Below are 19,631 nucleotides of genomic sequence, written 5' to 3' on the forward strand. Positions count from 1 at the left end.
CCGGCTTTGTAGGGACTAGGCTTCGGTTTCAAGCGCGACACGGTCGCGCCCGGCCTGCTTGGCCAGGTACAGCGCACGGTCGGCCCGGCTCAGCAGGGTGGAAATGCTTTCACCCTGCTGGTAGCGCGCCATGCCCACGCTGACCGTCAGGGTCAGCGCTTCGCCGTCCATTTCCAGGGTCTTGCAGCGCACCGCATGCAGCATGCGGTCGATGATGGCCTCGCCCTCGCTGAGCTTCACGCCCGGCAGCAGCAACAGGAATTCTTCACCGCCCCAGCGCGCCACGTCGTCGGTATCGCGCACGCTGGCGCGCATGATGTCCGCCAGCACGATCAGCGCGCGGTCGCCCGCTTCATGGCCATAGCGGTCATTGATGCGTTTGAAATGATCGACATCCAGCATGGCCACCACGAAACCGCCGGCATGCTCGGGGGTCGGGTCGGCCAGGTCCTTCAGGCGCTCCATCAACGCGCGCCGATTCAGCAGATTGGTCAGCGGATCGCGGCTGGAGGACTCTTTCAGCGACACATTGATGTCGCGCATGAGCTCCTGGTAGCCGTCCGAAATCCGCACGATCTTGGCCAGGCGGCGCAGCTCCCGGTCATAGCGGTCGACCAGGCCGCGCTCGCGCTGGCGCGCCATCGACTGGAAGGCGTCGGACAAATACGAAATGCGCTCGAGCCGGTCGAGCTGGTCGTTCGTATGCTGCCAGAGATCGGCCAGGGCCTCGCGCAACGGATGCTCCTCGTAGCCCGGATCGGCCAGCAGGATCTGGATCCGTCGTTCGAGATCCTGGTAGCGTTTCTTCATCACCGGCTTACGACTTCGAAGGGGAAGGTGCAGTCTTCCTTGAACTCTTCGGCCAGTTCGCCCACGCGTTCGTTGCGCGCGTCGTAGAACCAGACGACCGACACCTGCCGCTCATCGGCATGGGCCGCTTCGAGCAGGTCGAAGATGTCCATGACGGCCTTGACGCTGCTGGTGTTCAGATATTGCAGTTCGAGCGACAAGGCCAACGGCGCCTGGCTGTTGGCAAGGTAATCGTCGACCCATTTGATGACGGGGCCGAACAGCTCGAACGAGTTCTCCGGGTAGGAGTCGCCACGCAACACCAGCACACCGCGGGAAGCGTCCGACTCGATGGCTGGCGTCGACTGCGTGGCAGGGATATTCAGATCATTCATGTGGGTAGTCTTTGAGAGTAGCCGGTACGGATCAGATGACAACGCTCAGGCTGAAAAAGCCGCGGCCGTCGCCATGCGGGCTCATGGTGGCCTCGATGCCGGCGGTCGCCCGCCGCGCCAGATCGATCAGGCCGAGCCCGGCACCGGTGGCGGCGGACGGATCGCGCGGCTGGCGTAACTGGGTCTTGTAGACGGCTTTCAACTGGGCCTTGTCCATGGTGGCAAGTTCCTCGATGCGACGCACCAGGCGCTCGCCGTCCGCCAGCTCCACACGGTTGCCCACCGTCACCGTATAGCGGCCTTCGGGATCGCGGGCGATGACGACGGTGGCGGCCGCGTCACCGTCGACGTAACCGTTGTTGATGGCGTAATTGCGGATGTTCTGCGTCATCTCGATGTACGCCGAGAAGACGTCCATGGCTTCCGCCGGCCGGGCCTGGTCGATTTCGAGGTAGTTCTTCAGCGCGTTGCCGATTTCCTCGATCAGGCTGCGCGAAATCGGCCCGTTGAAACACAACAGGGTGCGGTCCTGGTTGAATCGCTCGCGCAGCGCGTAAAGGTCCGAGGCATTCATAAAAGAAGATCCGTGACTGAAGTTATGCGTTATTCGAACCGGAAAGACAATATCGTAATGTCATCGCGTTGCGGCAGATCACCGCGATACTGCGCCAGCGCCTGCTCGAAAGCGTCGCACTGCGCGGCCAGGGGCAGGCGGGCATTCTGCCGCAGCATTTCCGCGAAGCGCGTGCCGCCGAAACCATATCCCAGCTCGCCCCCCGCCTGATCGAGGAAACCATCGGTGGTCATGTAAAAGCTGGAGCCTTGCGCCAAAGGCAATTCGATATTGGCGTACTCACCCTGCCGCTTGTCACCCAGGGCCCGGCGGGCACCCTTGTGTTCGCGGCAGGCATCGCCATTGCTTTCATACAGCGAAATCTTGGCGCCGGCGAATAGCAGCCGGCCTTGCGAGCGGTCAATATAAACCAGACCGGCATCGGTGTTGGTGGCCACGGTGTCGGGGAACTGAGCATCGCGCAGCATGGCGCGGATGGCGGCGTCGGTACGGGTCAGTACGGCGGCCGGATCGGCCGGGCCCGCTTCGGCCAGCGCCACGTCGACGGCGGCGCGCACCAGCATTGTCATCAGCGCGCCGGGAACGCCGTGGCCGGCGCAATCCATCACGCCCAGCAGGAAATTGTCGCCGTCGGCACGGTAAACGTAGAAATCGCCGCCCACGACGTCGCGCGGCTTCCACATCACGAAGTGGCGCAAGCCCAGCGACTGCGCCATCTGGCGATCGGGCAGGATGGCCTGCTGGATCAGGCTGGCATAGTCGATGGAATCGCCCAGCTTCTTGTTGACGGCGGCCATCGCCCGGTTGGCGGCCTCCAGCTCGACCGTGCGCTCGCGCACTTTGTTTTCCAGTTCGGCCGTGTGGCTGCGCACCTTGGCCGCCATGACGCCAAACGCGCGGCTGAGGTCGCCCACTTCATCGGCGCCGCCCACCGGCAGGGTCACGTCGTAGCGGCCGTCGGCGATGGCCCGGGCCGACTGCTGCAGATTGCGGATGGGCCGCAGCACCAGCCGGTTGACCGCCAGGCCGAAGGCCAGCAGCAGGCCGCCCACCAGCAGCAGCAAGGCCACCAGCGCGGGCCAGACCCAGGTCATGTCCACGACACGGGCCGCATGCAGGTCCACCGCGCCCAGAACGTACCAGTGCAGTTCCGGCACATAGGCCACGGACACCAGCTGGCGCGCGCCCTGCAGGCGCAGCCACAGCGTATGCGCCTGAGCCGGCTGCGCGCGCGCGGCTTCCATGGCCTGCTGCAAGGCGGTCTTGCCGGCCGCGTCGCCGATCATGCTGTAGATCTTGGCGTTTTCGTTGGCGTCGGTAGTGCCCGAGTTGTACGCGATGCGGGCGGGATCGGGATGGGCCTGGATGGCGCCCTGGGCATCGATGATCATGGGCGTGACGCCAGGTTCGCCACTGCCGACGAATTCCCGCAGGAAATCGCTCAGATCCAGGCTGGCGCCCGTGATGGCCACCGGCTTGCCGGCCTCGCGCACGATGACGTTGAACCAGACGCGCGTGACATGCAGCTTGGCGTCCGGGTTGACGTTGATGTTGTACTCGGCGTCGGACTTGACGCTGCTGTAGAACCAGCTGTCATTGGGGTCCTGGGGATTCAGCCGGTAGCGCGGCTGGTCCGAAAACGCCTTTTCGTCGTCATTGAAGTAATAGTTGCCGCTGTTGGCGACGATCAGGAAATAGGCGTGGGAACGCAGATCGTGCCGGTACCCTTCGGCCTCGCGGAAGAACATCGCGCGCTTGGCGGGATCGGCTTCATCCTGCAGCCACTGGCGCGTCACCTCGGAGTGCGCCAGGCGGCTGGACAGGGCCAGCTCACGGGACACCGGCGCCAGGATGCGCTGACGGCTCAGCAGGGCGAAATTGTCCGCATAGGCGCGCCCGAAGTGCTCGCGCACCTGCTCCATGGCATGCCAGCCCAGGAACACCGTGGGAATGAGCGCCAAAAGACATGCCAATACCAGTGCGAACAAGGACTTTGCTCGCAACCCCAACTTCGCCATTGTGGAAAATCCCCCCGCACCGCCTGGGGGAACACAGCCGCCCCAATCGCGCTACCGTAGCGCCAGTTACATAATCTGGCTCGAATGTCATGCATTTGACAATCCATGCGGCGGCCGGTGTTAATTGCGCACACACACATTGTCATAAAAGGCCATAGTGTAGAAGGCCCCCGGCTGAAATACCACTTGAAATACGGGCAAAATGCTGCGTCAGATCAAACTTCACAGGACCTGTCGCGGCAAGTTCACAACAGTTTTGGTATTTCAAAATGAAACTTTTGTATTTCAGGACTGGCTGCCGGTACTGTAGCGATGCCAGGTGCGCCAGGGCCCCTGCTCGATGCCCGGAACGCTTACACTGCTGTACATCCTCCGCTTGCGTCGCGGACCGTTCACTCAACTGACTTTTCGCCCCTCCCGATGATTCCGGTCGCGCTGCCCGGCGGCAACTTTTATCCGATGCTGGTGGCATCGCTGATATGTCTTGCCACCCTGCTGACCTGGATCGCCATCCTCTGTACGACCCCGGCCGCGCGCCTGCGGGTCCGCGAGCATCCCCGTAAGAGCCTGATCGCCATGGGCATCCTGGCCCTGGTGGGGGCCATCTTCCCTGCCGGGCAGGCCCAGCGCTGGTTGGCGACACGCGCCGCCGCGGCGGAGGAAGCGCGCCGCACGGTGGTGCTGGACCATGGGGTGGAACTGGGCGGCATCGCCATGCCCGCCAAGACCCGCCTGCTGCTGAAAACGCCGGACGAACTGGCCAGCTTCGAGCAGGCCCGCTTCCCTGCCCCCGTGGACATGGACGGCGCGCGGATTCAGCAATTGCGCCGCTATGTGCGCGGCACCGGCGCGGCGGTCACGGTCACCGGGGCGTCCGCCACCATCGATACCGACCAGGAAATCGGCGGCTGGCGCTGCAGCCGCGGCCATCTGGTGGAGTTCCGCATGTCCACCGCGGACGGCCGCCTGCGTTTCAGCAGTTGCCACCTGGCGGCCGGCAACCAGATCGACAAACAGGCCATACCCGAAGGCACCTGGGCCAGCCTGCGGTCCGGCGCCGCCCCCGCCGGCGATCCGCGCCTGGCCGAGGGCTGGCTGTTGCGCACGGATGGCAGCGAAGCCATGCGCGTCCAGAACCTGCCCCTGATCAAGGTCGAATTGCGGCTGGACCCGAAGCACCGACTGCTCTCTTTCGAAGGCGCCCTGGCGCAGCCCCTCACCCTGGGGCCCATGACTTATCCGCCGGGGACCCGCGTGGCGACGGCAGCCGCCACCTTGACCGGTGCGCTACCCGGCGATCTGGTCTTCAGCCCTTCCCGCGGCCGCTCGGCCAGGCGCGAAGGCGGCCAGGACGTGGCCGCCGGCAATTCCGTGCTGCAGGCGCCGGACGGCACGGTGCGCTCCGTGCTCAGCAACCGCGCCGCCGGCGTGCTGGATTTCGCGTCGATCAGCCCGACTCCTTGAAGCGCCGCGCGCGGCGCGATGCCCGGGGCGTAGCCCGCGACGATGCTCGTCGCAAAACACTGGGATAATAGGCGTTTCCCTGTGACAGCCGGACCGCCCCGCGCGGCCCGCCAACTCGAGACTAGCGACATGGCCGTCAACCTGCAAATCCCCCCGGAATCCGACATTTTCCCCGTGCCTGGCATTGAAATCGGCATCGCCGAAGCTGGCATCCGCAAGGCTGGGCGACGTGATCTGACGGTATTCCGCCTGGCGCCGGGCACCAGCGTGGCGGGTGTCTTCACCCGCAACCGCTTCCGCGCGGCGCCGGTGCAGGTCTGCGAAGCCCATCTTGCGGGCGGCAAGCAGATCGCCGCCCTGGTGATCAACACCGGCAATGCCAACGCCGGCACCGGCGCCGATGGCCTGCAACGCTGCAACGACACCTGCGTGGCGCTGGCCAAGCTGCTGGACGTGCAAGCCGACCAGATCCTGCCCTTCTCCACCGGCGTCATCCTGGAGCCGCTGCCCGTCGACCGCGTGGTCGCCGGCCTGCCCGCCGCCCTCGCCAACCTGGGCGCCAACAACTGGTTCAGCGCCGCCCACGGCATCATGACCACCGACACGCTGCCCAAGGTGGCGTCGGTGCGCCGCCAGATCGGTGGCAAGACCGTCACGTTCACCGGCATCAGCAAGGGCGCCGGCATGATCCGGCCGAACATGGCGACCATGCTCGGCTTCCTGGCGACCGACGCCGGCATCGCCCCCGCACTGCTGAAGCAGATGGCGCGCGAAATCGCCGACGTGTCCTTCAACCGCATCACGGTCGACGGCGACACCTCCACCAACGACTCCTTCATCATCATGGCCAGCGGCCAGTCGGGCCTGCAGGTCAACAGCACCAGCGATGCCGCCTATGCCGAGCTGCATCAGGCCCTGGCCGCCGCCGCCGCGGAACTGGCGCAGAAGATCGTGCGTGACGCCGAAGGCGCCACCAAGTTCATGACCATCCGCGTGGAAGAAGCCGGCACCACCGACGAGGCCCTGAAAGTGGCTTACGCCGTGGCGCATTCGCCGCTGGTCAAGACCGCTTTCTATGCGTCCGACCCAAACCTGGGCCGCATCCTGGCGGCGATCGGCTATGCCGGCATCGACGACCTCGACGTCAGCAAGCTGAACCTGTGGCTGGACGACGTCCTGGTCGCCAAGGCGGGCGGCCGCAACCCCGAGTACCGCGAGGAAGACGGCCAGCGTGTGATGAAGCAAGCCGAAATCCTGGTGCGCATCGCCCTGGGCCGCGGCAAGGTGACGGACACGGTGTACACCTGCGACTTCTCGCATGAGTACGTGACCATCAACGCCGACTATCGGTCTTGATCCAGGGCAGCGAAGTGACCGTCAACGATTTCACCACGCTGATCTCCCGCGCCGAACGCGTGCTGGCGCAACTGGAAGCCTACCTGCCGCCGGCGCCGCCGGACATCGATTGGTCGGCCCGTGCCTTCCGCTGGCGCCGGCGCGGTTCGCGCGGCTGGCTGGACGCGGTGCGCCACGTCGCCCGCATCGATATGGGCGACCTGCAGCATATCGAGCGGCAGAAGGACATCATCGATCGCAACACGCGCCACTTCCTCGACAAGAAGCCGGCCAACAACGTGCTGATGACCGGCGCCCGCGGCACCGGCAAGAGTTCGCTGGTGAAGGCCATGCTGGCTGCCTATGGCGACCAGGGCCTGCGCCTGATCGAGGTCGACAAATCCGACCTGGGCGACCTGGCCGATATCGTCGAATTGGTCGGCGAACGGCCGGAACGCTTCATCGTTTTCTGCGACGACCTGTCTTTCGAGGAAGGCGAAGCGGGCTACAAGGCGCTGAAGTCGGTGCTGGACGGATCGGTCGCCGCGTCGGGCGACAACGTGCTGATCTACGCCACGTCCAATCGCCGCCACCTCATGCCCGAGTACATGAGCGAGAACCTGCAGGCCAAGCATCAACCCGATGGCGAAATCCATCCCGGCGAAACCGTCGAGGAAAAGATCTCGCTGTCCGAGCGCTTCGGCTTGTGGCTGTCGTTCTATCCCTTCCGTCAGGACGATTACCTGGACATCGTCTACCACTGGCTGCGCGAGCTCGGCTGCCCCGAGGAACACGTCGCGCCGGCGCGCACGGAAGCGCTGCAGTGGAGCATCGAGCGGGGGTCGCGTTCGGGCCGTGTGGCATTCCAGTTCGCACGTGACTGGGCGGCACGGCATGTCTGAAAAAATCCTCGATGTGGCGGCGGGCCTGATCCTGCGCGGTGACGGCCAATTGCTGCTGGGCCAGCGCCCGGAAGGCAAGTCCTGGGCAGGCTGGTGGGAATTGCCGGGCGGCAAGCTGGAACCCGGCGAAACGGTGCTGGAGGCCCTGGCGCGGGAGCTGGACGAGGAACTGGGCATCAAGGTCACCGAGGCCACGCCCTGGGTGACCTACGTGCATGCGTACCCGCACACCACCGTGCGCCTGGCGTTCTGCCGCGTGACGCAATGGGAAGGCGAGCCGCGCGGGCGCGAGAACCAGCAGCTGGCATGGGTGGATCCCGCAAGGGCCACGGACGTCGGTGATGTGCTGCCGGCCACCTTGCCCCCCCTGCGCTGGCTGCAACTGCCCGACACTTACGGCATCAGCAATATCGGCCAGCCGGAGGGCCTGCCGTCTTTCCTGCAGCGCCTGGATGCGGCGCTTGGCCGCGGTCTGCGGCTGGTGCAGGTCCGCGAACCGGGCTGGCCTGACGGGCCGGACGCGCCGTCGCTGCATACGGCGTTGCAAGCCGTCTTGCAACGCTGCCGCGATGCGGGCGCGCAGGTGCTGGTGAACAGCGCGCATCCGCGGGCCTGGTGGGCCGAGGCGGATGGCGTGCATTTACGCGCGGCCGATGCGGCACAGGTGCTGGCAGCCGGACAGGCTGAATCCTTGCGTGAAGGCTTGCACCAGCAAGCCAAGGTAGCTGTGTCGACACACGACCGTGCGCAGGTGACGGTGGCGCGCGAGCTTGGCGCGGACTTCATCGTCGCCGGTCCGGTGGCGGCGACGGCCAGTCATCCAGGTGAGGCGGGTGTGGGTTGGGAAGGTTTCGAAGCCATCATCGCCGACGCGGGTGTGCCCGCTTATGCCATCGGCGGCCAGGGGCCGGAGACGCTGGCCGATGCGCGCGAGCATGGCGCGCATGGGGTGGCGGCGATTCGCGCGGTGTTCCGATAAGAGGTCAGGCGGGGTCGTAGCGACGGCCGCCGCCGAAGACCGAGTCGTTCATCGGCACGCCGGTGGTAATACCTGTGCTGCCGGTGGTCAACGCGTCGCGTCCCGCTTGCGTCAGGCGCAGGCGCGTAACGATGATCTTCGCGCCCGGACGTGAAACGATTTCCTCACGCTCGATGTAGCGGTTGGGATAAGCCGCCTTTTTGGTTTGCGTGTCCATGTGTTCAATACCTCCGCGTTACGTAATCACCGACGGCATCGCCGATGGCGACCAGCATCAGCCTCGATTGGGATTCACTGAAAATGAGCGGAACGCTTGAGTCCAAGTAGAGCACTCCAAGGACGTGCTGTCCACTTCGGTCCAGTACGGGAAGTGCCGCGGCCGTGATGCGTCCCGGTTTTATCTTCGTAGCCTGCGCCGATGTGTAACCCCAGTCGGCGACGAGTTCCGCGCGATGCTCCGCCTCGGTCGCCGCGACGCTTTCCATTATGTACGGCTCTTTGTTGCGGACCGCCTGGCCGGTAATGCCGGTATTGATGGAGAAAGTCCGCCCCGGGCCGGCACTATCGCCATCGCCGATGTACGCGATGATCTGCTGCAGCGTCTGCGGATTCTCTAAAGGCGGGACGACGCGATGGAAAGTGGCCCGCAGGTCGATCTCCGTTTCACTTTGCGACTCGATCAGATTTTTGATGGCTGCATGCGCCACCGACACCGCGGCGTACAGGCCGTCGTGAGTTTCCTCGGGAGCCTCTTTACGGTCCTGCCGCCGGGCGATCTGGATCTTGAGCAAGGACACGAGACATACCCAGACCACCACCCCCATCGCGAGATCGGCGAACAGCCTGTCTTCCGGCGAATGCCAGAAACGCACCATGGTGAAGACGGCCGCGCCCACGACCGGCACCGTGCCCACGACTTCGATAAACCACTTCCGGTACCAGATCGGCGGCCGATCCACGCCGGGTATTGGATTGATGCGCACGTGCAATGGCCTCCTGCATGAACGTCGAACGGACATCATAGGAGAGATTGTCCGCCGTGACGCAGCGGCGTGCCATACGCAAAACTACGCGACACGACTTTGCCACCATCAGCCGAGTCGCGGCGCGGCGGCTTTTATCACTTATCCGCCGCCAGCTTCGGCTGGACGTTGCCGTCCCAGCCGCCACCCACGGCGGCGGCGAGTTGGACGCTGGCGATCAGGCGGTTGCCCAGCAGGCTGATCGCGCTGCGTTCGGCCGACAAGGCCGTGGCCTGCACCGTGGCGACGCTGAGGTAGTCGATCAACCCCTGTTCGTACTGATTGCGCGTGTACGTCAAGGACTGGCGCGCGGCTTCCAGGGCGCGCCGCTGCACATCCTGCTCATTCGCCAGCACACGCAGCTGAATCAGGTAGTCCTCCACTTCCCGCAACGCCCCCAACACCACCTGGCGATACGCGGCTGCCTGCGCGTCATACGCGGCGCGGGCCGAGTCGATCTGCGCATTGCGCAGGCCGCCGTCGAACAGCGTCGCCGCCAACGCGGGCCCGATCGACCAGTAGCGGGCCGGCGCGGTCAGCCACTGCGCGAACTCGCCGCTGCGAAAGCCGCCCGACGCCGACAAGGTCAGGTCGGGAAACCAGGCGGCCACGGCCACACCGATCTGCGCATTGGCCTGGGCGGTGCGGCGCTCCGCCCCCGCCACGTCCGGCCGCCGCTCCAGCAGTTGCGAAGGCAGGCCGACCGGTATCGCCGGCACCTGCTGCTTGAATGGCTGCAATGGCAGCGTGAACGCGGATGGCGCCACGCCCAGCAGCACCGCGATGGCATGCTCGTACTGGCCCCGCTGCCACTCCAGGTCGACCAGGTTGGCGCGCGTGTTCTCCAGCTGGGTTTGCGAGATCGAGACGTCGCCCTTGCCCGCGACGCCGACGTTGAAGCGGTTCTGGGTCAGGGTCAGCGACCGTTCGTAGGCGGCGACCGTTTCCTCCAGCAGGCGCTTCTGTTCATCGAGGATGCGCAGCTGGAAATAATCCTGCGCCAAAGTGCTCTGCGCGCTCAAGCGCGCGGCGGCCAGATCGGCGCCACTGGCCTGGGCGCTGGCCTGGCTGGCTTCGACGTTGCGGCGGATGGAACCCCACAGGTCCGCTTCCCAGGTCACCGTGCCGCCCAGGGAATAGGCATTGCTCACCGAGTTCGTGCCGCTACCGCTGCTGCTGCCGTTGCCGGCACGCGAGGCGCCCGCGTTGGCGCCTACCGTCGGAAAGAAGGACGCGCGCGCGCCCCGCACCAGGGCCTGCGCCTGGCGATAGTTGGCTTCGGCCTGGACAATGTCCAGGTTGGACGCATTCAAGCGGTCCATCAAGCCGTTCAGGGTAGTGTCGCCGTAGACCTGCCACCAGCCACTGTCCGACGCGACGCCGGGCTGGGCCGGCGTCCAGCCGTCGGCGCCCACCTGGGCTTCCTTGTACGCGGCGCCCACGTCCTGGGCCGGGCGCACATAGTCCGGTCCCACCGCGCACGCGCTCAGGGCGCCGGACAAGGCCACCATGGCCAGCACGGGCAGCAGGCGGCGCCGGGGCGCCGGCAGAGGCGACCGCGAAGGCAAGGCCCCACGGGTAGGCGCAAGCGCGTTGGACGAGAGCATGGACGGACGCATCATGAATAATCGGAAGTAGGTGCCACGGCGCGAGCCGCCTGGCGCCGCCGCGCCCAATGGCGCAGCCGGTCGAGATACAGGTAGATCACGGGCGTGGTGTACAGGGTAAGCAACTGGCTGACCACCAGGCCGCCGACGATGGTCACGCCCAGCGGTTGGCGGAACTCGGCGCCGGTGCCGCTGGCCAGCACCAGGGGCAAGGCGCCGAAGATGGCGGCCATCGACGTCATCAGGATGGGCCGGAAGCGGGTGACGCAGGCCTGGAAGATGGCGTCACGCGGACTCAAGCCATGGCGGCGCTCGGCGTCCAGGGCGAAGTCGACCATCATGATGGCGTTCTTCTTGACGATGCCGATCAGCAGGAACACCCCGATCAGCGCGATGATGGAAAACTCCATGCGCACCAGCAGCAATGCCAGCAGCGCACCGATGCCGGCCGACGGCAGGGTCGACAGGATGGTCAGGGGATGCACGAAGCTTTCGTAAAGCATGCCCAGCACGATGTACATCGTGACCAGCGCGGCCAGGATCAGCCAGGGTTGTTGCGACAGCGTCTGTTGCAGGGCCGCCGCCGTGCCCTGGAAGCTGGCCTGGATCTGGTCGGACGGCAGGCCGATGCGCGCCACGGCATCGTCGATGGCGGCGCTGGCCTGCCCCAGCGCCACGCCGGGCGCCAGGCTGAAGGAGATGGTGTCCGCCACGAACAGTCCCTGATGCTGCACGCTCAGGGGCGCGGCGCCCACCTGGAAGCGGGCGAAGGACGCAAAGGGAATGCGCGCGCCGCTGCTTGAAATGACGTCGATCTTCTTCAGCGATTCCGCGTTTTGCGCGAAGCGCTGCTCCACGCCCATCACCACGTGATATTGGTTCAACGGCCCGTACATCACCGAGACCTGGCGCTGGCTGAAGGAATTGTTCAACACGGCCGAGATGTCCGACATGCTGACACCCAGCCGGGTAGCGGCCTCGCGATCGATGATCAGGTCGACCTGCTGGCCTTTGTCCTCGACGTCCGTGTCGACGTCGACCAGCTCCGGCAGGCCGGCCAGCGCCTGCTGCACCCGCGGCATCCAGGTGCGCAACAACTGCAGGTCGCCCGCCATCAGGGCGTAGTCATAGGAACCGGTGCTGCTGGCGCGCCCGCCGATGCGGATATCCTGCTGCGCCACCAGGAACATGCGCGCCCCCGGTATGCTCTGCAAGCGGCCACGCAGCCGGTCGATCACGGCTTCCGACGACACGCCGCGCTCGGCCAGCGGCTTCAGCTGGATCTGCATGAAACTGCTGTTGCTGCCGCCGCGGCCGCCCGCATATCCCGTCATGCTCTGCACCGCGGGATCGGACTGCACCACCTTGCGCATGTATTCGAGCTTGGGCAAGGTGGCCTGGAAGGACGTGCCCTGATCGACCCGGAAGAAGCCCAGCAGCTGCCCCGTATCCTGCTGTGGGAAAAAGCCCTTGGGCACGTGCACGTACAGATAAACGTTCAGGCTGATGGTCACCAGCAGCACGAACACCATCAACAGGCTGTGCTGCAGGGTCCAGGCCAGCGTATCCTCGTACAGCTTGCTGAGCCGGTTGAAGCCGTTCTCGGACCAGCGCGCCAGCCGCCCGGGCGGCCGCCGCGCCTGGTCGGCGTCGTGGCGCAACATGCGTGCGCACATCATCGGCGTCAAGGTAAGGGACACCACCAGCGACACCATGATGGAGGCCGACAGGGTCACGGCGAATTCACGGAACAGGCGCCCCACCACCCCGCCCATCAACAGGATGGGGATGAAGACGGCGACCAGGGACACACTCATCGACAGCACCGTGAAGCCCACTTCGCGCGCGCCGCGCATGGCCGCGCGCATCGGCGTCATGCCGCGCTCCACGTGGCGCATGACGTTTTCCACCACCACGATGGCGTCGTCCACCACGAAACCCGTGGCCACGATCAGCGCCATCAGTGAGATGGTGTTCAGCGTATAGCCGCACAGGTACATGATCGAGAACGTGCCGACCAGGGACACCGGCACGGCGATGCTGGGAATCAGCGCCGCGCGCCAGCTGCGCAGGAAGACCAGCACGACCATCATCACCAGCAGCACGGCGATGACCAGCGTCATCTCCGCCTCGTGCAGCGAGCTGCGGATGCTGGGGGTGCGATCCTGCGCCACGCGCAGGTCGACGCTACCTGGCATCTGCGCTTCCAGCTGCGGCAGTTGCGCGCGCACCGCGTCGACCACGTCGATGATATTGGCATCGGCCTGGCGCCGCACGATCAGCAGGATGGATTTGTCGTTGTTGAAGAACCCCGTCTGGAACAGGTCTTCCACGGAATCCGTCACCGTGGCCACGTCCGACAGGCGCACGGCCGAACCGTTCTTCCACGCCACGATCAGCGGCTTGTACTGGTCCGCCTTGCTCAGCTGGTCGCTGGCCATGATGACCCAGTGCTTGTCGTCGCTCTCGACGAAACCCTTGGGACGGTTGGCATTGGCGTTGGACAGCGTGCTGCGCACCTCGTCCAGCGAGACGCCCTGATTGCTGAGGGCGCCGGGCAGCAGCTCCACCCGCACCGCCGGCAGCGAACTGCCGCCCACCGTCACGTCGCCCACGCCGCTCACCTGGGACAGCTTCTGCGCGACGATGGTGGACGCGAGATCGTAGAGCTCGCCCTGCGTGTGCGTGGGCGAGGTCAGCGCCAGCGTCATGATAGGCGCGTCCGACGGATTGGCCTTGCGGTAGGTCGGATTGCTTTTCAGGCTGGTGGGCAGCAAGGTGCGCGATGCGTTGATCGCGGCCTGCACGTCCCGCGCGGCGCCGTTGATGTCGCGCTTGAGGTCGAACTGCAAGGTCACGCGGGTCGAGCCCTGGGTGCTGCTGGAGGTCATCTCCGTCACCCCGGCGATCGAACCGAGCGCCCGTTCCAGCGGCGTCGCCACGCTGGATGCCATCGTCTCCGGGCTGGCGCCCGGCAGCTGCGCCGTCACCGAAATGGTGGGGATGTCCACCTGCGGCAGCGGCGCGACCGGCAGCAGCGAAAAGGACAGCGCGCCGGCCAGCACCACCGCCAGCGCAAGCAAGGTGGTGGCGACAGGCCGGACGATGAAGGGCGCCGACAGGATCATCGGGGCGCTCCGGCCGCCGCATCGCCCCGGCGGGCCGCGCGGCGCGCGCGCCAGCGTTGGCCCATGCGATCGAACATCAGATAGATGACCGGCGTGGTGAACAGCGTCAGCAGCTGGCTCAGCAGCAAGCCCCCCACCATCACCAGACCCAGCGGCTGGCGCAGCTCCGAACCGGTGCCGGTCGACAGCATCAGCGGCACGGCGCCGAACAGCGCGGCCAGGGTGGTCATCAGGATGGGCCGGAAGCGCAGCAGGGCCGCCTCATGGATGGCCTCGCGCGGCGCCATGCCGCGCTTGCGCTCGGCGTCCAGGGCGAAGTCGATCATCATGATGGCGTTTTTCTTGACGATGCCGATCAGCAGGATGATGCCGATGATGCCTATCATGTCCAGCTCGTTGCCAGTCAGCAGCAAGGCCAGCAACGCCCCCACGCCGGCCGACGGCAGGGTCGACAGGATGGTGACGGGATGGATGAAGCTCTCGTACAGCACGCCCAGCACGATATACATGGTGACGATGGCCGCGAGCACCAGCCACAAGGTGCTCGTCAAGGACGACTGGAACGCCGCCGCCGCGCCCTGGAAGCGGGTCTCCACGCCGGCCGGCATGCCCATGTCCTTTTCCGCGGCCTGGATGGCCTTGACCGCCCCCGACAGCGACGCACCGCGCGCCAGATTGAAGGACACGGTCACCATGGGGAACTGGTCCAGCCGATTGACGGCCAGCACCGTATGGCTTTCGGATATGTGCGCGACGCTGGACAGCGGCACCTGCACGCCGCCGGCCGTGGGCACGTGGATCTGCGACAAGGCGTCCGGACCGCCGCTGAACTGCGGCATGACTTCCAGCACCACGCGGTATTGGGCCGATTGGGTGAAGATGGTGGAGATCAGGCGTTGGCCGAAGGCGTCGTACAAGGCCTCGTCTATCGTCGCCGCCGTGATGCCCAGGCGCGAGGCCGCATCGCGATCGATATCGACGTAGGTCTGCAAGCCCTCGTCCTGCAGGTCGTCGGTGACATCGGCCAGCTCCGGCAGGCGCGACAGGCGGTCGATCACTTTGGGCGTCCACTCGCTGAGCACCTTCAGGTCCGGATTGGACAGCGTCATCTGGTACTGCGTGCGGCTGACGCGATCTTCGATGGTCAGGTCCTGCACCGGCTGCATATAGGTAATCATGCCCTGCATGCCGGCCAGCGAATCGCCCAGGCGCGCGATCACGTCGGCCATGGAATCGCTGCGCGATTCGCGCGACTTCAGCACGATCTGCATGCGGCCGGCGCTGACCGTGGCATTGCTGCCGTCCACGCCGATGAAGGACGACAAGGTGGCGACCGCCGGATCGGCCAGGATGATCTTGGCGGCTTCCTGCTGGCGCTCGGCCATGGCCTTGAAGGAGATGCTTTGCGGCGCCTGCGTGATGGCCTGAATGATGCCCGTGTCTTGCGGCGGGAAAAAGCCCTTGGGCACCATCAGGTAGAGCAGCGCGGTCAGGGCGAAGGTCGCCAGCGCCACCAGCAGGGTCAGCGGCTGGTGGTTCAGCACGATCTTGAGCATGCGGTCGTAGCCCGCGATCAGCTTGTCGATCATGGCGCCGGTCCACTGGTGGAAGCGGCCATGGCGGATTTCGGATTCCGGCTTCAGCAGGCGCGCGCACATCATCGGCGTCAGCGACAGCGACACCACCAGCGAGATCAGGATGGACACCGCCAGCGTGATGGCGAATTCGCGGAACAGGCGCCCCACCACCTCCGTCATGAACAGCAGCGGGATCAGCACCGCGATCAGCGAGAACGTCAGCGAGATCAAGGTGAAGCCGATCTGCCCGGCGCCCTTGAGCGCCGCCTGCAGGGGCGTTTCGCCTTCTTCCAGATGGCGGGCGATATTCTCGATCATCACGATCGCATCATCGACCACGAAACCGGTGGCGATCGTCAGCGCCATCAGGGTCAGGTTGTTCACCGTGAACCCGGCCAGGTACATGATGCCGAAGGTGCCCACCAGCGACAGGGGCACTACCACGCTTGGAATCAGGGTAGCGGTGACGCTGCGCAGGAACACGAAGGTCACCATCACCACCAGCGCGATCGACAGCAGCAGTTCGAAGCGCACGTCGCTGATGGAGTCGCGGATGGTCTGGGTACGGTCCGCCACCACGCTCAGGTCCAGGGTGGCCGGCAGGGCCAGGCGCAGTTGCGGCATCAGCGCCTGGATGCGGTCGACCACGTCGATCACATTGGCGTCCGGCTGGCGCTGCACGTTCAACAGGATGGCGGGTTTCTCGCCGGCCCAGGCGGCCTGGCGGATGTCTTCGGCGCCCTGCATGGTCTGCGCCACGTCCGACAGGCGCAGCGGCGCATTGTTGCGATAGGCGATGATCAGGTCGTTGTAGTCGGTCGGCGACTTCAGCTGGTCATTCGCGTTGATGGTGGTCGAGCGCACCGGCCCGTCCAGATTGCCCTTGGGCTGATTGGTGTTGGCGCCGACGATGGCCGTGCGCAGGTCCGACAGTGACAGGCCATTGGCCGCCAGGGCTTGCGGATTGACCCGCACGCGCACGGCGGGCCGCTGGCCGCCGGCGATACTTACCAGGCCGACGCCAGGCACCTGCGACAGCTTCTGCGCCATGCGCGTTTCCACCAGGTCGCGCACCTGGGGCAGCGGCATGGTGGGCGAGGTGATCGCCAGCGTAAGAACCGGCGCGTCGGCCGGGTTGACCTTGTTATAGGTGGGCGGCACCGGCAGATCGCTGGGCAGCAGATTCGACGCCGCGTTGATCGCCGCCTGCACCTCCTGCTCGGCCACGTCCAGCGATAGATCGAGACTGAACTGCAGGGTGATCACCGACGCGCCGCCAGAGCTGGTGGACGACATCTGGTTCAGCCCGGGCATCTGGCCGAACTGCCGCTCCAGGGGCGACGTCACCAGGGACGTCATGACGTCCGGGCTGGCGCCCGGATACAGCGTCACCACCTGGATCGTGGGATAGTCGACCTCCGGCAGCGCCGCCACGGGCAACAAGCGGTAGGCGATCACGCCCGCGATCAGGATGGCCACCATCAACAGCGTGGTGGCCACCGGCCTCAGGATGAAGACACGTGAGGGACTCACGGCGCGGTCCTTGCCGGCACGGCGGTGCTGGCACCGGGCTCGGCGCCCAGCGCGGCCCCGGGCGAAGCCGGAATGGTGCTGGACGGATCGGTGACCACGTCCACCTTGGCGCCGGCGCGCAGGCGGTCAGTACCTTCGATGACCACGCGATCGCCAGGCTTGAGCCCGTCGTCGATGGCGACCATGTCATTGTTGACGGGACCCAGCTTGAGTTGGCGTACCACCACGGTGTTGTCGGGCTGGGCCACGAACACGAAGGGTCCCTTGGAGCCGCGCTGCACGGCGCCGTTGGGGATCACGGTCACGCCCTTGCGGGTTTCGACGCGCAGGCGGATGTTGACGAACTGATTGGGGAACAGGGCATCGTCGCCATTATCGAAGCGCGCCTTCATCTTGAGCGTGCCGGTGGTGACGTCGATCTGGTTGTCCAGCGTTTCCAGCACGCCGGCGGACAGCTGCTTGGTATTGCCGCGGTCGTAGGCCACGACTTCCAGCGTATGACCGGACCGCAACTGCTCGCGCACCGCCGGCAACTGGGTTTCGGGCAAGGTGAAGACCACCGCGATCGGCTGCGTCTGGGTGATCACCACCAGCCCGTTGGTATCGCCGGAAGACACCAGGTTGCCCTGGTCCACCTGGCGCAGGCCCAGGCGGCCCGTGAGCGGCGCGGTGATACGCGCATAGGTCAGCTGCAGACGGGCGGAATCGACGTTGGCCTGGTCGGTCTTGGCGGTGCCTTCATATTGGCGCACCAGGGCGAGCTGGGTATCGACCTGCTGCTTGGCGATGGACTCCTGCTTCAACAGGGCCTGATAGCGCCCCAGGTCGCGGCGGGCGTTGTCCAGCTGCGCCAGGTTCTGGGTCTGCGTGCCCAGGGCCTGGGCCAGTTGCACCTCGTAAGGACGCGGATCGACCTGGGCCAGGACGTCGCCGGCCTTTACATACTGGCCTTCCTTGAAGTTCACCTTGACCAGTTCGCCGTCGACGCGGCTGCGCACGGTGACGGTGTTGTAGGCGGTGACCGTGCCCAGGGCGGGCAGGGAAATTTCCATGTCCTGGGTGGCGGCGGTGAAAACGCGCACCGGCACCGGCAGCTCGCCCATGCCACCAGGCCCGCCGGGACCACCCGCGCGGCCACCCGGCCGCGGGCGATTGCCGCCGGCCTGGCCAGCCTGGCCGTTTTGCCCGCCAGAGGCGGCTGGCGCGCCTGGCGCGGCCGCTCCGGGGGCACCGGCCGCCGGCGGTTGGCCTCCCCGCTGCCGATTGCCGCCCTGATGGGTGGGCCGCAGGACCAGCCAGGCAATGCCCGCCACGATCAAGGCAACGATCGTCCAGCCGATCACACGACGACGTGTGCGGGTGGGCTTGGTGGCGGAAATAGGTTCAACCATTTGATGGGATCCGGCGGCTATTCAGCGAAAAGAGCCGCTATTGTCCATCAAGCAACAGGGTTTTTATATGCGACTACTCGTGATTTGAAATCGTCCGCAACAGGAATCAGGTGATAAATGGTGTGAACCCAGCCTGTTCCCGTGCTGCCGGGGACGATCAGGTGCTGCAGAGTGACATCTGGAACGGCACGTCGCGGCTTACCTGCTGCGGCTTGGCCTCCCCACCTTGGGTGGAAAACCTGATCCAAATCATGTACTTATTGGCGCTAATCTCAGGGAAAACGCCGGCATCGTCGGCCACCCAGACGCGCAGCAGCTGGTTCAGGCGTCCGCCCAGCATCTGCTGGAAGGCGCCCTGCTCGGCAGTCGCTTCCTGTTTGCGGCCTGATTCGCGCATCAGGCGCAGGCCTATGGTCACCCCTTCGCTGAGCGGCTTGAGGGGATTGATCCAGTTCTGCAGGTCGGCGCAGCGCACGTCTTCCGGCTTGTTCTGCCAGGCATGGTAGGACGGCATTTCGATCTGGGTGGCGCCGCCCGGCACGGCCAGGCGGCCGCGCAGGCTGACCAGCCATTCGTTTTCCCGCAAAGGCTGGCCGGCCTTGCCCTGCGTGGACAAGGCGCTGGTGGTTTTTTCCATTTCGCGCAGCATGCCTTCGAGCGCATCCTGCGACACGCCCGGATGATCGCGCAAAGCCACCAGTTGCAGCCGCTGACGCTCCATGTCCTGCAGCACCGAGGTCTTGATATCGGTACGCTCGATGGCATCGAGGATATCGAAGATGGTCGCGACAGCGATCTGATGATTCTTGGCGTCGCCGGGCTTGGCGAAATAGAACAACCGGTCGAAGAGGTATTCAAGGCGCAGATAGGCCCGGATACGCTCGTTGAAGGGATATTCGTAAAGAATCACGCTCGAT

The 19,631-nt window shown here is 65.7% G+C and carries 15 protein-coding genes; 4 read left to right on the top strand and 11 right to left on the bottom strand.

Annotated features, from left to right (window positions below):
• Nucleotides 1-15 precede the first annotated feature (15 nt).
• From siaD to siaA, 4 genes are read right to left on the bottom strand one after another with little or no spacing between them, the layout of a single operon-like run.
• Complete coding sequence (gene siaD, locus ASB57_RS20270; protein ID WP_057653848.1) at nucleotides 16-810, bottom strand: biofilm regulation diguanylate cyclase SiaD; 795 nt, start codon at nucleotides 808-810, stop codon at nucleotides 16-18.
• The gene (gene siaC, locus ASB57_RS20275) at nucleotides 810-1,184 is read right to left on the bottom strand and encodes a biofilm regulation phosphoprotein SiaC (RefSeq protein ID WP_057653849.1); all 375 of its coding nucleotides are present in this window, start codon (nucleotides 1,182-1,184) and stop codon (nucleotides 810-812) included. Before siaC ends, siaD begins: the two co-directional genes overlap by 1 nt.
• A 31-nt stretch (nucleotides 1,185-1,215) precedes the next feature.
• Nucleotides 1,216-1,758, bottom strand: a complete 543-nt coding sequence (siaB, locus tag ASB57_RS20280) for a biofilm regulation protein kinase SiaB (protein ID WP_057653850.1) — start codon at nucleotides 1,756-1,758, stop codon at nucleotides 1,216-1,218.
• A gap of 29 nt (nucleotides 1,759-1,787) precedes the next feature.
• The gene (siaA, locus tag ASB57_RS20285; protein WP_369822731.1) at nucleotides 1,788-3,719 is read right to left on the bottom strand and encodes a biofilm regulation protein phosphatase SiaA; all 1,932 of its coding nucleotides are present in this window, start codon (nucleotides 3,717-3,719) and stop codon (nucleotides 1,788-1,790) included.
• Nucleotides 3,720-4,196: 477 nt separating this feature from the next.
• On the opposite strand from siaA, the gene ASB57_RS20290 reads away from it, so the two are divergent.
• From ASB57_RS20290 to ASB57_RS20305, 4 genes are all read left to right on the top strand, one after another.
• Nucleotides 4,197-5,240 carry a hypothetical protein gene (locus ASB57_RS20290; RefSeq protein ID WP_057653852.1) on the top strand — a complete coding sequence of 348 codons (1,044 nt, stop codon included), beginning with the start codon at nucleotides 4,197-4,199 and terminating at the stop codon, nucleotides 5,238-5,240.
• Between the two features lie 129 nt (nucleotides 5,241-5,369).
• On the top strand, nucleotides 5,370-6,596 hold the full coding sequence (argJ, locus tag ASB57_RS20295; RefSeq protein ID WP_057653853.1) for a bifunctional glutamate N-acetyltransferase/amino-acid acetyltransferase ArgJ: 1,227 nt from the start codon (nucleotides 5,370-5,372) through the stop codon (nucleotides 6,594-6,596).
• 14 nt (nucleotides 6,597-6,610) lie between these two features.
• Nucleotides 6,611-7,477, top strand: a complete 867-nt coding sequence (locus ASB57_RS20300) for an ATP-binding protein (protein ID WP_057656302.1) — start codon at nucleotides 6,611-6,613, stop codon at nucleotides 7,475-7,477.
• Entirely contained in the window at nucleotides 7,470-8,456 is a 987-nt protein-coding gene (locus ASB57_RS20305; RefSeq protein ID WP_057653854.1) for a Nudix family hydrolase, read from the top strand. The genes ASB57_RS20300 and ASB57_RS20305 overlap by 8 nt, the downstream gene beginning before the upstream one ends.
• 4 nt (nucleotides 8,457-8,460) lie before the next feature.
• Here the strand turns inward: ASB57_RS20305 and ASB57_RS20310 are convergent, their stop codons facing one another.
• From ASB57_RS20310 to zapD, 7 genes are all read right to left on the bottom strand, one after another.
• Nucleotides 8,461-8,673: a hypothetical protein gene (locus ASB57_RS20310; protein WP_057653855.1), complete on the bottom strand. Its 213-nt coding sequence runs from the start codon at nucleotides 8,671-8,673 to the stop codon at nucleotides 8,461-8,463.
• A gap of 4 nt (nucleotides 8,674-8,677) precedes the next feature.
• Nucleotides 8,678-9,439: a GAF domain-containing protein gene (locus ASB57_RS20315; RefSeq protein ID WP_156414219.1), complete on the bottom strand. Its 762-nt coding sequence runs from the start codon at nucleotides 9,437-9,439 to the stop codon at nucleotides 8,678-8,680.
• A 137-nt stretch (nucleotides 9,440-9,576) separates the two neighbouring features.
• Complete coding sequence (locus ASB57_RS20320; RefSeq protein WP_231755482.1) at nucleotides 9,577-10,989, bottom strand: efflux transporter outer membrane subunit; 1,413 nt, start codon at nucleotides 10,987-10,989, stop codon at nucleotides 9,577-9,579.
• 107 nt (nucleotides 10,990-11,096) lie between these two features.
• A complete protein-coding gene (locus ASB57_RS20325) occupies nucleotides 11,097-14,213 on the bottom strand; it encodes a multidrug efflux RND transporter permease subunit (protein WP_057653857.1) in 3,117 nt (1,038 codons plus the stop codon).
• A complete protein-coding gene (locus tag ASB57_RS20330; RefSeq protein WP_057653858.1) occupies nucleotides 14,210-17,323 on the bottom strand; it encodes an MdtB/MuxB family multidrug efflux RND transporter permease subunit in 3,114 nt (1,037 codons plus the stop codon). The genes ASB57_RS20325 and ASB57_RS20330 overlap by 4 nt, the downstream gene beginning before the upstream one ends.
• On the bottom strand, nucleotides 17,320-18,714 hold the full coding sequence (locus tag ASB57_RS20335; RefSeq protein WP_057653859.1) for an MdtA/MuxA family multidrug efflux RND transporter periplasmic adaptor subunit: 1,395 nt from the start codon (nucleotides 18,712-18,714) through the stop codon (nucleotides 17,320-17,322). Before ASB57_RS20335 ends, ASB57_RS20330 begins: the two co-directional genes overlap by 4 nt.
• A gap of 157 nt (nucleotides 18,715-18,871) precedes the next feature.
• Nucleotides 18,872-19,624, bottom strand: coding sequence for a cell division protein ZapD (gene zapD / locus ASB57_RS20340; protein WP_057653860.1), 753 nt, complete (start codon nucleotides 19,622-19,624; stop codon nucleotides 18,872-18,874).
• Nucleotides 19,625-19,631: the final 7 nt, after the last annotated feature.

Origin of the sequence: Bordetella sp. N, from assembly GCF_001433395.1 — a bacterium.
GTDB lineage: Bacteria > Pseudomonadota > Gammaproteobacteria > Burkholderiales > Burkholderiaceae_B > Bordetella_C.